The organism is Massilia sp. BKSP1R2A-1, from assembly GCF_050586525.1.
Lineage (GTDB): Bacteria > Pseudomonadota > Gammaproteobacteria > Burkholderiales > Burkholderiaceae_D > Telluria.
In genome coordinates, this window is record NZ_JBOBRE010000001.1 from 180,975 (window position 1) to 193,714 (window position 12,740).

The 12,740-nt window shown below is 67.4% G+C and carries 11 protein-coding genes and 1 pseudogene; 5 read left to right on the forward strand and 7 right to left on the reverse strand.

The window, feature by feature from the left end:
• The first annotated feature begins 114 nt into the window (after positions 1 to 114).
• Positions 115 to 1,689: a methyl-accepting chemotaxis protein gene (locus ACQ7JA_RS00775; protein ID WP_430893968.1), complete on the forward strand. Its 1,575-nt coding sequence runs from the start codon at positions 115 to 117 to the stop codon at positions 1,687 to 1,689.
• On the opposite strand, the gene ACQ7JA_RS00780 is transcribed toward ACQ7JA_RS00775, so the two are convergent.
• The 7 genes and pseudogenes from ACQ7JA_RS00780 to prpR form a co-directional block, all read right to left on the reverse strand.
• Entirely contained in the window at positions 1,682 to 2,035 is a 354-nt protein-coding gene (locus ACQ7JA_RS00780; protein WP_430893970.1) for a nuclear transport factor 2 family protein, read from the reverse strand. The two genes, ACQ7JA_RS00775 and ACQ7JA_RS00780, sit on opposite strands and share 8 nt — an antisense overlap.
• A 474-nt stretch (positions 2,036 to 2,509) precedes the next feature.
• Positions 2,510 to 3,334: an alpha/beta hydrolase gene (locus ACQ7JA_RS00785; protein WP_430894499.1), complete on the reverse strand. Its 825-nt coding sequence runs from the start codon at positions 3,332 to 3,334 to the stop codon at positions 2,510 to 2,512.
• Between the two features lie 38 nt (positions 3,335 to 3,372).
• Positions 3,373 to 3,819: a GFA family protein gene (locus ACQ7JA_RS00790; protein WP_430893972.1), complete on the reverse strand. Its 447-nt coding sequence runs from the start codon at positions 3,817 to 3,819 to the stop codon at positions 3,373 to 3,375.
• Between the two features lie 28 nt (positions 3,820 to 3,847).
• Positions 3,848 to 3,970: pseudogene (locus ACQ7JA_RS00795) on the reverse strand (DUF4184 family protein); the annotation flags it as partial.
• A 6-nt stretch (positions 3,971 to 3,976) separates the two neighbouring features.
• Positions 3,977 to 5,149, reverse strand: coding sequence for a trans-sulfuration enzyme family protein (locus tag ACQ7JA_RS00800; protein WP_430893974.1), 1,173 nt, complete (start codon positions 5,147 to 5,149; stop codon positions 3,977 to 3,979).
• A complete protein-coding gene (locus ACQ7JA_RS00805) occupies positions 5,146 to 6,537 on the reverse strand; it encodes a pyridoxal-phosphate dependent enzyme (RefSeq protein WP_430893976.1) in 1,392 nt (463 codons plus the stop codon). The genes ACQ7JA_RS00800 and ACQ7JA_RS00805 overlap by 4 nt, the downstream gene beginning before the upstream one ends.
• 141 nt (positions 6,538 to 6,678) lie before the next feature.
• On the reverse strand, positions 6,679 to 8,286 hold the full coding sequence (gene prpR / locus ACQ7JA_RS00810; RefSeq protein ID WP_430893978.1) for a propionate catabolism operon regulatory protein PrpR: 1,608 nt from the start codon (positions 8,284 to 8,286) through the stop codon (positions 6,679 to 6,681).
• A 155-nt stretch (positions 8,287 to 8,441) separates the two neighbouring features.
• Here prpR and ACQ7JA_RS00815 point away from each other — a divergent pair, with 155 nt between their 5' ends.
• The 4 genes from ACQ7JA_RS00815 (at position 8,442) to prpC (ending at position 12,690) form a co-directional block, all read left to right on the forward strand.
• The gene (locus ACQ7JA_RS00815) at positions 8,442 to 8,768 is read left to right on the forward strand and encodes a DUF485 domain-containing protein (RefSeq protein WP_430893980.1); all 327 of its coding nucleotides are present in this window, start codon (positions 8,442 to 8,444) and stop codon (positions 8,766 to 8,768) included.
• Positions 8,765 to 10,420, forward strand: a complete 1,656-nt coding sequence (locus ACQ7JA_RS00820; protein WP_430893982.1) for a cation acetate symporter — start codon at positions 8,765 to 8,767, stop codon at positions 10,418 to 10,420. The genes ACQ7JA_RS00815 and ACQ7JA_RS00820 overlap by 4 nt, the downstream gene beginning before the upstream one ends.
• Before the next feature lie 205 nt (positions 10,421 to 10,625).
• Positions 10,626 to 11,516 (forward strand): methylisocitrate lyase, encoded by an 891-nt coding sequence (gene prpB, locus ACQ7JA_RS00825; RefSeq protein WP_430893984.1) that lies wholly within the window; start codon positions 10,626 to 10,628, stop codon positions 11,514 to 11,516.
• 13 nt (positions 11,517 to 11,529) lie between these two features.
• Positions 11,530 to 12,690: a bifunctional 2-methylcitrate synthase/citrate synthase gene (gene prpC / locus ACQ7JA_RS00830; RefSeq protein ID WP_430893986.1), complete on the forward strand. Its 1,161-nt coding sequence runs from the start codon at positions 11,530 to 11,532 to the stop codon at positions 12,688 to 12,690.
• Positions 12,691 to 12,740 lie beyond the last annotated feature (50 nt).

Sequence of the window (12,740 nt, forward strand, 5' to 3'; positions counted from 1 at the left end):
CATGAGGCCGCGCGGACAGGGCGTGAGCGTCCTGTCCGCCGCCTGTGACGCGATTCATCACGCTGTCATAATCAGTTTCTATAGTGCAAGTATCATCCTTTCGAGGTACTTGCAATGCGACTCGCCACGTTCCAGACCGGCACCCGGATCCTCGGCGCCTTCGGTATCGTCTTCTTCCTGCTCCTGCTTCTGTCAAGCGTGGCGCTGTGGCGCATGCAGGCCAACGACGCCCTCACCACCGACCTCGTCTACGACAAGCTGGCCAAGCAGCAGCTCAGCTCCGACCTGCTCGGCGCCGAGCGCCTGAACGGTTCGCGCACGGTCGCGATCGCCCGCAGCGACAGCCTGGAGCTGGCCGACTACTTCAACGCCCAGCTGGCGCAGGGCGGCAAGGATGTGGCCGCGCTCGAGGCGAAGCTGGGCAAGCTGCCGCGTTCGGCGCGCGAAGCGCAGCTCATCGCCGAGGCGGGCAGGCACAAGGCGGCGCTGGCGAAGGTCCAGGCCGCGCTGTTCCAGGCCAAGGAGTTCGGCCAGACCCAGGTCGTCGAGGGGCTGGTCGGCGGCGACTGGGAACGGCATTACCAGGCATATACCGGCGCGCTGGCGGCGCTCCTGGCGCACGAGGGACAGGAAGCACACCGCCTGGCCGAGGAGTCGGCGGCGGCGTCGGTGTTCGGCAAGTCGCTGGTGCTGGCCCTTGGGCTGGCGGCGCTCGGCGTCGGCGCGATGCTGGCCTGGCTCCTCACCCGCAGCATCGTCGGCCCGCTCCGGCAGGCTGCGCTGCTGGCCGAGCAGGTGGCGCACGGCGACCTGCGCCCGAGGATCCGCCACCAGCGCCGGGACGAGATCGGCCGCCTGTTCGACGCCCTGAACGGCATGACCGGCGGCGTGGCGGCCACGGTGGCCCAGGTGCTGGTCGGCGCCCAGGCGATCGACTCGGCCTCCAACGAGATCGCCGACGGCAACCAGGACCTGTCGCGCCGCACCGAGCGCCAGGCCGCGGCCCTCAGCCAGACCGTCGGCGCCATGGACGAGCTGGGCGAAGCGATCGCCCGCAACAATGCCAGCGCCCGCTCCGCCAACGCCCTGGCCCAGTCGGCATCGACGGTCGCCACGGCGGGCGCCCAGGCGGTCGAGCAGGTGGCCGCGCGCATGGGGGCGATCAAGGCCGCCGCCGACAAGATCACGGACATCACCGGCATGATCGACAGCATCGCCTTCCAGACCAATATCCTGGCGCTGAACGCGGCGGTCGAGGCGGCCCGCGCCGGCAGCGAAGGGCGCGGCTTCGCGGTGGTGGCGGCCGAGGTGCGCAACCTGGCCCAGCACTCGGCCACGGCGGCGAAGGAAATCAAGAAGCTGATCCACGAGTCGAGCGACCAGATCGCCGCCGGTTCCGACATCGCCGGCACGGCGGGCGAGACCATGCGCGCGGTGCTGCGGCACGTGCACGAGGTGGCAGGCATTCTGGACACAATCCACGCCGCCAGCGGCGAGCAGGCCAGCGGGGTCGCGCGGGTGGGCCGGGCGATCGCCGAGATGGACGAGTCGACCCAGCAGAACGCCGCCATGGTCGAGGAAGCGGCGGCGGCCGCCGAGTCGATGCGGCGCCAGGCCGCCGAACTGTCGGGGCTGGTCGCGACCTTCAAGCTGCGCGGGCAGGCGCAGTCGCCGCTGGCGCTTACTTGACCAGCGGGACGACGTAGGCCTTCAGCTCGGCCAGCTTGCCTTCGCGCAGGCGCCACACGTCGCAATAGGCATTGCGGATCGGGCGGCCGCCGTCGTCGTAGCTGACGATCTCGCCCAGGGCGGCCACCATGTCGCCCTCCGCGATCAGGGTGTTCACGGTGAACTCGGGCGGCTGGACGTATTCCTCCGCCATCCAGGCCCGCACCGCCTCCTTGCCGCGCAGGGTCTCGCCGCCCACCGTGGACCACACGACGTCGTCGGCGCAGCAGGCCAGGAAGCCTTCGTTGTCGCCGCTGCGCACTGCCTTGTTCGCCTGTTCCAGCGTTGCCTTGTTCGATTCTGACATGGGACTCTCCTTTGCATGCATCGGTCAGCCATGCGACAAGCATAGCCGAAGCGTGCCGGCCCACTCTACAGGGAAGCGGATTCGCCGGTTTTTCGGGAGACGGGTATCCTGTCGATTCAACCCAGTACCCGCCGCAACCAAGCCGTGCCGCTACCCGATCCGCTGACCCTGCGCTTCACCATCGACCGCCGGCGCGCCGAGTTTGCCGACCCGGCATCCGAGGCAGGCTTCATCCGCCACGTCCTGCCTGAACGCAATGCCCAGCTGAAAGCCAGCCTGCTGTTCGCCGTGGCATTTTACGTCGCCTTCGGCATCACCGACTTCGCCACCCTGGGGGACACCGGCGTGGCCGGCATGCTGCTGGTGCTGCGCCTGGGGGGCGGGCTGGTCGGCGCGGCCGACGCCCAGCTCTATGTGGTCAAGCGCAACGGGCGCAATGGCGTGCGCGGTATGGAATGGGGGACGGCGCGGAACTCAGGGCGCCGTCACCGCCGGCTTGAACAGGCTGCGGAAGGCCTTCAGTGCGGCGGGGTGGTAGACCGTCGCGTGGCTTTCGTCCGGCCAGCTGTCGTAGCTGAAGCGCACCTTGCCCATCCTGGCCAATCCGGCGGCGAGGGCGGAGCGGTCGATGAAGCCTTGTCCGTCTGCGCTGGCCGCGACGACCAGCGCTTTTTCGCCGGCGGTGGCAGCGCCATGCGCCTCCAGCTGCTTCGCAAGCGCGCCATTGTTCCACCACAGGCTCGGGTCGATGGCGATATAGCTGTCGAACAGGTCCGGCTCGAGCGCCAGCGTCTCGACCACGAAGAGGCCGGCCAGGGACTCTCCCACGATCGCCCGCTCGCTCGTCACCTGGTAGCGCTTCGCCACTTCGGGCAGCAGCTCCTTGCGCAGGAAGGCGCGGAAGGCCGCGGACCCGCCGACCCGCGGCGCGATGCTGCGGTCCTTCGCCACCTCGGTGGGGCCGGTGAGGTCGCGCCGGCGTTCGGTATTCTCGATGCCGACCAGCAGGAAGGGCCGCACCGTCCCATTGCCGGCCCCGACCTGCAGCAGGCCGGCGACGTGCAGGAAGTCCTCGTGCATGCCGCCGTCCGGCATATACATGACGGGCAGCGCCGCGCCGGGCGCAGCGCCGGCCGGCAGGTAGACGTTGATGCGGCGCTTCTCGCCGAGGATGGTTGAATCGATGGTCCAGGTTTCCCCGATCGCAAGCGGGACGGCCTCGGAAGCGCCGGCGCGGGCCGGATCGGGGGACAGGCAGAAGACTGCGGCGACGAAGACGAAGAGACGCAGGATGGTCATGGGTGTGTGTTTTCCTTGGTTAGGCTGGACAGATGGATTCAGAAGTGGTGCTCGGCGTCCGGCGGGGGGATGACCCAGGCGTGCATGCGCTCCTCGTGGACCGAGACGCCCGGCGCCGGAAAATCCGGATCCGCGAAGACCCCGACCGGAATCATCAGGAAGGCCTCCAATCCCTCGGCCTCGTACCAGACCGTGGTCCCGCAGCGCGGGCAGAAATGGAAGGTGGCGCGCGCCCCCGAGCCGCCCACGCGCACGAAGGTAGTGGAGTGCCCGGCGACTGTCACCGCCTCGCGCGAGAAACGCGCCTGCGCGGCGAAGACGCTGCCGCTGCGGCGCTGGCAGGCCAGGCAGTGGCAGATCGAGACGCGGACCGGCTCGGCGTCGACGCTTGCCGTGAGCTGGCCGCAGCTGCAGGAGGCGTGGCGGGTCATCGTGAGCTCCTCGTAGGGGGCCTTCAGTGTGCGGGTCGGCACGGTGCGGGTCAAGCGCGTCGTCTCGGAGCGCCATGCTGCCGATCGTCAGCGCCGACAGCGACGTGCGCCGGCGCGCCGCCTCATGAAGAGGCAGCACGACGGCGGGATGGCACAGGGTGAAGGGCAGGCGGAGCGCTTGTCCGGATGTCTCAGCGGACGGCATCCATGGTCAGATCGCCGCCAGCGCCCGGCGCAGGTCGTCGCGCTGGTCTTCCAGGTGCTCGATGCCGACCGACAGGCGGATCAGGCCGTCGCCGATGCCGAGCTGGGCGCGCTGCTCGGCCGGGATGCTGGCATGGGTCATCAGGGCCGGGTGCTCGATCAGGCTCTCGACGCCACCCAGGCTCTCGGCCAGCGTGAACACCTCGCAGGCTTCGAGAAAGCGCCTGCTTCCGGCCAGGTCGGTGGCCAGGTCGATCGAGACGATGCCGCCGAAGCCGTTCATCTGGCGCCGCGCCAGCGCGTGCTGGGGGTGCGATTCCAGGCCGGGATAGAAGACCTTGCGTACCTTGGGCTCGCGTTCCAGCCACTGGGCCAGGGCCAGCGCGTTGGCGCTGCTGCGCTCGACGCGCAGGGCCAGGGTCTTGATTCCGCGCAGTACCAGGAAGCTGTCGAAAGGGCCCTGGATCGCGCCGACGGCGTTCTGGATGAAGCCGAGGCGCTCGCCGAGCTCCTTGTGGCGTTCTTCCTGGCCGACCACGGCCACGCCGCCGATCACGTCGGAGTGCCCGTTCATGTACTTGGTGGTCGAATGCACCACGATGTCGAAGCCGCACTCAAGGGGCCGCTGCACGATGGGGCTGGCGAAGGTGTTGTCGCAGACGGTGATCACGCCGCGCGCGCGGCATTGCGCCGCGATGCTCGCGAGGTCGGCGAGTTTCAGCATCGGGTTGGTGGGCGTCTCCACCCAGACCAGCTTCGTCTCCGGCCGCAGAGCCGCGCCCAGGGCGTCGGGATCGGTCAGGTCGACGTAGCTGAAGCTATGGCCGGCGCTTGCCTTGCGCACGCGCTCGAAGAGGCGGAAGGTGCCGCCGTACATGTCGTCGCCGGCCACGATGTGCGAGCCGGCCGGCAGCAGTTCGAGCACCGCCGCGATGGCGGCCAGGCCCGAGGCAAAAGCGAAGGCGGCACTGCCGCTCTCGATGTCGGCCACGCAGCGCTCCAGCGCCCAGCGGGTCGGGTTGTGCGAGCGGCCGTAGTCCAGGCCCTTGTGCACGCCCGGGCTCTCCTGGCGAAAGGTCGAGGTGGCGAAGATCGGCGGCATCACGGCGCCGGTCGCCGGCTCGGGCGCCTGGCCGCCGTGGATCACGCGGGTGGAGAGGTGTTTCTTTTGCTCTGTCATGAAAGCGTCCTTCTCAGGTGGTTCAGCAGGTCGTAGCGGGTGATCAGGCCGTAGAAGCGTTCGCCGTCGTGGATCACGGCGGTCAGGCCACGGTCGAGGATCTCGCGCAGGTGGCCCATGCTGGCCGTGGGCTGGAGAGTCTGCAGCGAGGAGGTCATGGTGGTGGAGACCGGCGCGCTGAAGTGGTTCGCGCTTTTCTCCGATTCTGCGCTTACGTGCATCAGCAGGTCCGATTCGTCGATCAGGCCGGCCAGGCGCCCGCCGCTGTCGATCACGGGCAGCTGCTGCAGGTCGCTGGTGCGCATGCGGTTGAAGGCGGTGAGCAGGGTGTCGGTGGGCGAGACGGTGACCACTTCGCCGGCATCGTAGCGGCGTCCGATCAGGTCGCGCAGGTCGCCCAGCTTGGGACGCTCGATCAGGCCCTGGTCGACCATCCAGCCGTCGCTGTAGACCTTGGTGAGGTAGCGGGTGCCGGTGTCGCACACGAAGGTGACGACGCGCCTGGGACGGGTCTGTTCGCGGCAGTAGCGCAGGGCTGCCGCCAGCAGGGTGCCGGTCGAGGAGCCGGCCAGGATGCCTTCCTGCCGCAGCAGCAGGCGCGCGGTGGCGAAGCTTTCCTCGTCGGGGATGGTGTAGGCCTTCTTCACGCGCGACAGGTCGGCGATGCCGGGAATGAAGTCCTCGCCGATGCCCTCGACCGCCCAGGAACCCGCATCGGTACGCAGCACGCCGGTGTTGACGTAGTCGGCCAGGATCGAGCCCTGCGGGTCGGCCAGCACGAATTCGAGGTTGGGCTGGGTCTTCCTGAAGTAGCGCGACAGGCCGGTGAGGGTGCCGGAAGAACCGACGCCGACCACGATGGCGTCGAGCTTGTGGTTGCACTGGTCCCAGATCTCGGGCCCCGTGGTAGTTTCGTGGGCGCGCGGGTTGGCCGGGTTGTTGAACTGGTCGGCGAACCAGGCGCCGGGAATCTCTTTCGCCAGGCGCGCGGCGTAGTCCTGGTAATACGCGGGGTGGCCCTTGCCGACGTCGGAGCGGGTCAGGTGGATCTCGGCGCCGAGCGCCTTGAGGTGCAGGATCTTCTCGGCCGCCATTTTGTCGGGCACCACCAGCACCACGCGGTAGCCCTTGATGCGCGCCACCAGGGCCAGCCCCAGGCCGGTATTGCCGGCGGTGGCCTCGACCACGGTGCCGCCGGGCTGCAAATGGCCGTCGTGCTCGGCCTGTTCGATCATGGCGCGGCCGATGCGGTCCTTGATCGAGCCGCCGGGATTCTGCGATTCGAGTTTCAGGAACAGCTGGCAGGGGCCGGTATCGATGCGGGTCACTTCGATCAGCGGAGTGTCGCCGATCAGGGAAAACAGTGCAGCTTGCGACGCATGTTGCATAGTGCCTCCGGAAGGCCGGGCGTTGCCCGGGCTGCGCGCCGCTTCATGGGCGGCGCTGGACGAAGAGAGGGCGCCGGTCGGCGCCGTGCCGTACACAATACAAAAATGTCATGATACGGCGCTTTGCGGCCGTAGTGTTGATCAGGATAGGTTTTCCGATTTCAAGCGACGCCACAGTGTCGTGCGGCTGATGCCCAGGTGGCGGGCGGCGGCGTCGCGCTGGCCGCCGAAGCGCGCCATCACCTCGGCCAGGCTTTCCCGGGCGGGATCCGCCAGCGGGATGGCAGGGCTGTCCTTGCCGGCACCTAGCTCTGGGGCAATCGACAGTAGGAAACTTGGCGTCAGCGCCTGCAGCGGTTCGCCGGCCAGGAACAGGGCCAGGCGTTCCATCAGGTTGCGCAGCTCGCGCACATTGCCCGGCCAGTCGTACGCTTCCAAGAGCGGCGCGCAGGCCCGGATCTCCGCATGCAGGTTCGGATGCGGCTTCGCATCGACGGCCGCCAGCGCATGCTTGAGCGACCATTCGGCAAGCGGCACGATGTCTTCCCTGCGCGCGCGCAGCGGCGGCAGGGCCAGGCGCAGCACCGCGAGACGATAGAACAGGTCGGCGCGGAAGCGTCCCTCGCGCACCCGCGCTTCCAGGTCGCAGTGGGTGGCGCTGATCACGCGCACCGAGATCGGCACCGGCCGCGTGCCGCCGACGCGCATCACCTCGCGCTCCTCCAGCACCCGCAGCAGGCGCGTCTGCAGGCCGAGCGGCATCTCGCCGATCTCGTCCAGGAACAGGGTGCCGCCGTCGGCCGCCTCGAACAGGCCCGCGTGGCCGCCGCGGCGCGCGCCGGTGAAGGCGCCTTCCTCGTGGCCGAACAGTTCCGATTCCAGCAGCGATTCCGCGATCGCGCCGCAGTTCACCGCCACGAAAGGCCGGTTGGCGGCGCGCCGCAAGCCTTCGCGGTGGATGGCCTGGGCCACCAGTTCCTTGCCGCTGCCGGTCTCGCCCTGGATCAGGACGGTGGCCGGCGAGCGCGCGTACAGCAGCACCGTCTGGCGCAGCCGCTCCATGGCGGCGGAATCGCCGCGCAGGTCGTGCAGGCCGCGGCGCGCGCGGCGGGTGTCGTCGTTGCGCACCTGGCGGCCGCGCTTCGCTTCCAGCCGCGTCAGGCGCGCCATCTCGAGCGCATCGTCGAAGGCCTGGCGGATCGAGGCTGCCGAATACAGGAAGACGCCGGTGAGGCCGGCCTCCTCGGCCAGGTCGGTGATCAATCCCGCCCCGACGATGACCTCGATGCCCGCCGCTTTCATTTCATTGATGCCGGCGCGTGCGTCTTCCTTGGTGACGTAGCTGCGCTGGGCGATGTCGATGCCGAAGGTGGCCGCGAAATCGGCCAGTTCGCGCAAGGGCTCCTGGTAGGTGATCACGCCGATGCGCGGCGACACGCGGCGCGCCCGCGCCAGGGCCTGCATGACGTCGAAGCCGCTGGCCTTGGCCACCACCACCGGCACCGGGATCCGGCCCCGCAGGTAGGCCGCGTTGGAACCGGCCGCGATCACCACGTCGCAGGGCTCAAGGGCGAGGCGCTCGCGCAAGGTGCGCGCCGCTTCCTCGAAGCCGAGCTGCAGCGGCTCGATCGTCGCCAGGTGGTCGTATTCGAGCGTGATGTCGCGGAACAGGTCGGACAGGCGCGATACCGACACGGTCCAGATGACCGGCTTGTCGCCGCTGTCCTGCGGGCTGGTGGAGTAGGGCATGGCGGCAAGTGTAGCCGATTCGCGAGCGGCCCTTCCATGTTGAAACGATGGCCTGTCAGTTTCGCGTAAGTAGGCCGTAAGACTGAGGTAAGGGCAGGCCCGTAGCATGGGTCTCAGCCTGCAGCAAAAGGCATCATAAATATCAGGAGACACAAGTGGAACAAGACGTCGTACAGCGGGTCAAGTCCGACCCCGATTACCGCAAGCTGGTCGCCAAGCGTTCGCGCTTCGGCTGGATTCTCACCTGGAGCATGATGGTCGTGTACTACGGCTTCACGCTCCTCTGCGCCTTCGACAAGGAACTCATGGGCGCCCGCATCGGTTCGGGCGTCATGACCTGGGCCATCCCCGCGGGCATCTTCGTGATCCTGTTCACGATCGTGGTCACCGCCATCTACGTGCGCCGCGCCAACGGCGAATACGACGAGCTGACCGAGGCCATCAAGGCCCGCGCGCTCGCGAAGACGAAGGTGGCCGCATGAACGCCCGCCACCTCCTCGCAGCAGGCGCACTGCTGCCGAGCGGCGCCGCACTCGCCGCGCCGGACCTCGGCCAGGCCACCCAGCAGGCCACCAACTGGACCGCGATCAGCATGTTCGCGATCTTCGTGGTGCTGACCCTGTTCATCACCAAGTGGGCCGCGGCCAAGACCCGTTCGGCCTCCGACTTCTACACCGCCGGCGGCGGCATCACCGGCTTCCAGAACGGCCTGGCCATCGCGGGCGACTTCATGTCCGCCGCATCCTTCCTGGGCATTTCGGCCGCCGTGTTCCTGGATGGTTTCGATGGTCTGATCTACGCGATCGGCTTCCTGGTCGGCTGGCCCGTCATCACCTTCCTGATGGCCGAGCGCCTGCGCAACCTGGGCCGCTACACCTTCGCCGACGTCGCCGCCTACCGCTTCCACCAGAAGCCCATCCGCGTGTTCGCGGCCTCGGGCACCCTGGTGGTGGTGGCCTTCTACCTGATCGCGCAGATGGTCGGCGCCGGCCAGCTGATCAAGCTGCTGTTCGGCCTCGAATACTGGATCGCCGTCGTCATCGTCGGCATCCTGATGATGGTCTACGTGCTGTTCGGCGGCATGACCGCGACCACCTGGGTGCAGATCATCAAGGCCGTCATGCTGCTGGCAGGCGCTTCCTTCATGGCCTTCTCGGTGCTGGCGCAGTACAACTTCAGCCCCGAAAAGCTGTTCGCCACCGCGACCGAGGTGCACGCCAAGGGCGACTCGATCATGGGCCCGGGCACCTTCCTGAAAGACCCGATCTCGGCGATCTCCTTCGGCATGGCGCTGATGTTCGGCACCGCCGGGCTGCCGCACATCCTGATGCGCTTCTTCACCGTCCCGAGCGCGAAAGAAGCACGCAAGTCGGTGCTGTGGGCCACCACCTGGATCGGCTACTTCTACCTCCTGATCTTCATCATCGGTTTCGGCGCCATCGTGCTGGTCGGGACCAATCCGGACTTCAAGGATGCGGCCGGGAAGCTCCTGGGCGGTAACAATATGGCGGCGGTGCACCTGGCCAAGGCCGTGGGCGGCGACATCTTCCTGGGCTTCATCTCGGCGGTGGCCTTCGCGACCATCCTGGCGGTGGTGGCCGGCCTGACCCTGTCGGGCGCCTCGGCCGTCTCGCACGACCTGTACGCGACCGTCTTCAAGAAGGGCAAGGCCAACAGCGCCGACGAACTGAAGGTCTCGAAGATCACCACGCTGGCGCTGGGCGTCATCGCCGTGCTGCTCGGGATCGCTTTCGAAAAGCAGAACGTCGCCTTCATGGTCTCGCTGGCCTTCGCGATCGCGGCCTCGGCCAACTTCCCGGTGCTGTTCATGTCTGTCCTGTGGAGCAAGTGCACCACTCGCGGCGCCACCGTGGGCGGCTTCCTGGGCCTGGCCACCGCCGTCATCCTGACCCTGGTGTCGAAGTCGGTGTGGGTCGACGTGCTCGGCAACGCCGCGCCGATCTTCCCCTACACCTCGCCGGCGATCTTCTCGATGGCGGTGGGCTTCATCGGCATCTGGTTCTTCTCGGTGACCGACAAGAGCCCGCGCGCCGCGATCGACAAAGCCGGCTTCGAAGCGCAGGAAGTGCGTTCGGAAACCGGTATCGGCGCCGCCGCCGCATCGGCCCACTGAGCCTTCCTGTTCGACGCGAAACCCCGCTGCGGCGGGGTTTTTTTATTGTTACAATGTTTCATTCTGCGTTTCAGGACGTGTTTCGCTGAAACATCGGAGCTTGGAACTTCTGCGCTAAGTCACTGATTTTGTGACTGAAGCGGCACTGGCACGGCGTTTGCATTGTCTACACGTATTCGAGCAACGCATCATTGAAAGGTTCAGCATGACTCATCACTCCGCCGGCGCCGCATTCCGCAAGGCCGTCCAGGAAGAATCCCCGCTGCAGGTCATCGGCGCCATCAACGCCAACCACGCGCTGCTGGCCAAGCGCGCCGGCTACCGCGCCATCTACCTGTCGGGCGGCGGCGTCGCCGCCGGTTCGCTGGGCCTGCCGGACCTGGGCATTTCGAGCCTGGAAGACGTCCTGATCGACGTGCGCCGCATTACCGACGTGTGCGACCTGCCGCTGCTGGTCGATATCGACACCGGCTTCGGCGCCTCCGCCTTCAACGTGGCGCGCACCGTGCGCAGCCTTGAAAAGGCCGGCGCCGCCGCCTGCCACATCGAGGACCAGGTCGGCGCCAAGCGCTGCGGCCACCGGCCGGGCAAGGAAATCGTCAGCAAGAACGAGATGGTCGACCGCGTCAAGGCCGCCGCCGACGCCCGCCATGACGAGGACTTCGTGATCATGGCGCGCACCGACGCGCTGGCCGTGGAAGGCCTGGACGCCGCCATCGAGCGCGCGGTCGCCTGCGTGGAAGCCGGCGCCGACATGATCTTCCCCGAAGCGATGACGAGCCTGGAGATGTATAAGCAGTTCGCCGATGCCGTCAAGGTGCCGGTGCTGGCCAACATCACCGAGTTCGGCGCGACCCCGCTGTTCACGCTGGACGAACTGCGTAGCGCGAACGTGAGCATCGCCCTGTATCCGCTGTCGGCCTTCCGCGCCATGAACAAGGCCGCCGAGAACGTGTACAACGCGATCCGACGCGACGGCACCCAGAAGAACGTGCTGGACACGATGCAGACCCGCGCCGAACTGTACGACCGCATCGACTACCATAGCTACGAGCAGAAACTCGACGCCCTGTTCGCCCAGAAAAAAGCCCAATAAGGAGACCGAGACGATGAGCACCCAGAACAACGAGACCCCCACCTTCAAGCCGAAGAAATCGGTGGCCCTGTCCGGCGTCGCCGCCGGCAATACCGCGCTGTGCTCGGTCGGCAAGTCGGGCAACGACCTGCATTATCGCGGCTACGACATCCTGGACGTGGCGACCACCTGCGAATTCGAAGAGATCGCCTACCTGCTGGTGCACGGCAAGCTGCCCACCGTGGCCGAACTGAAGGGCTATAAAGCCAAGCTGAAATCGCTGCGCGGCCTGCCGCAGGCCGTCAAAAGCGCGCTGGAAGCGCTGCCGGCCGGCGCCCACCCGATGGACGTGATGCGCACCGGCGTGTCGGTGCTCGGCTGCGTGCTGCCGGAGAAGGACGACCACAACCTGGCCGGCGCGCGCGACATCGCCGACCGCCTGATGGCGTCCTTCGGTTCGATGCTGCTGTACTGGTACCACTTCAGCCACAATGGCAAGCGCATCGAGGTCGAAACCGACGACGATTCGATCGGCGGCCACTTCCTGCACCTGCTGCATGGCGAGAAGCCGCGCGACTCCTGGGTGCGCGCGATGCACACTTCGCTGATCCTGTATGCGGAGCACGAGTTCAACGCTTCTACCTTCACCTCGCGCGTGATCGCCGGCACCGGTTCGGACATCCACTCGGCCGTCACCGGCGCGATCGGCGCCCTGCGCGGTCCGAAGCACGGCGGCGCCAACGAAGTGGCCCTCGACATCCAGAAGCGTTATGAAAACGCCGACGAAGCCGAAGCCGACATCCGCAACCGCGTGGCCAACAAGGAGGTCGTGATCGGCTTCGGCCACCCGGTCTACACCATCAGCGATCCGCGCAACGTGGTGATCAAGGAAGTCGCGCGTTCGCTGTCGCAGGAAGCCGGTTCGATGAAGATGTTCGACATCGCCGAGCGCCTGGAATCGGTGATGTGGGAAGTCAAGAAGATGTTCCCGAACCTGGACTGGTTCTCGGCCGTGTCGTACCACATGATGGGCGTGCCGACCGCCATGTTCACGCCGCTGTTCGTGATCTCGCGCACCTCCGGCTGGTCGGCGCACATCATCGAACAGCGCATCGACAACAAGATCATCCGCCCAAGCGCGAACTACGTGGGTCCGGAAGACCTGCAGTTCGTGCCGATCGCGGATCGCAAGTAAGCTTCGACAAGATAGGGCCGGCCGGGACGAGATCCCGCGCCGGCCAATCA

Coding starts and splice junctions, on each gene's coding strand:
- ACQ7JA_RS00775 (WP_430893968.1), top strand. CDS start 115: ATGCGACTCGCCACGTTCCAGACCGGCACCCGGATCCTCGGCGCCTTC.
- ACQ7JA_RS00780 (WP_430893970.1), bottom strand. CDS start 2,035: ATGTCAGAATCGAACAAGGCAACGCTGGAACAGGCGAACAAGGCAGTG.
- ACQ7JA_RS00785 (WP_430894499.1), bottom strand. CDS start 3,334: ATGACCATCCTGCGTCTCTTCGTCTTCGTCGCCGCAGTCTTCTGCCTG.
- ACQ7JA_RS00800 (WP_430893974.1), bottom strand. CDS start 5,149: ATGACAGAGCAAAAGAAACACCTCTCCACCCGCGTGATCCACGGCGGC.
- ACQ7JA_RS00805 (WP_430893976.1), bottom strand. CDS start 6,537: ATGCAACATGCGTCGCAAGCTGCACTGTTTTCCCTGATCGGCGACACT.
- prpR (WP_430893978.1), bottom strand. CDS start 8,286: ATGCCCTACTCCACCAGCCCGCAGGACAGCGGCGACAAGCCGGTCATC.
- ACQ7JA_RS00820 (WP_430893982.1), top strand. CDS start 8,765: ATGAACGCCCGCCACCTCCTCGCAGCAGGCGCACTGCTGCCGAGCGGC.
- prpB (WP_430893984.1), top strand. CDS start 10,626: ATGACTCATCACTCCGCCGGCGCCGCATTCCGCAAGGCCGTCCAGGAA.
- prpC (WP_430893986.1), top strand. CDS start 11,530: ATGAGCACCCAGAACAACGAGACCCCCACCTTCAAGCCGAAGAAATCG.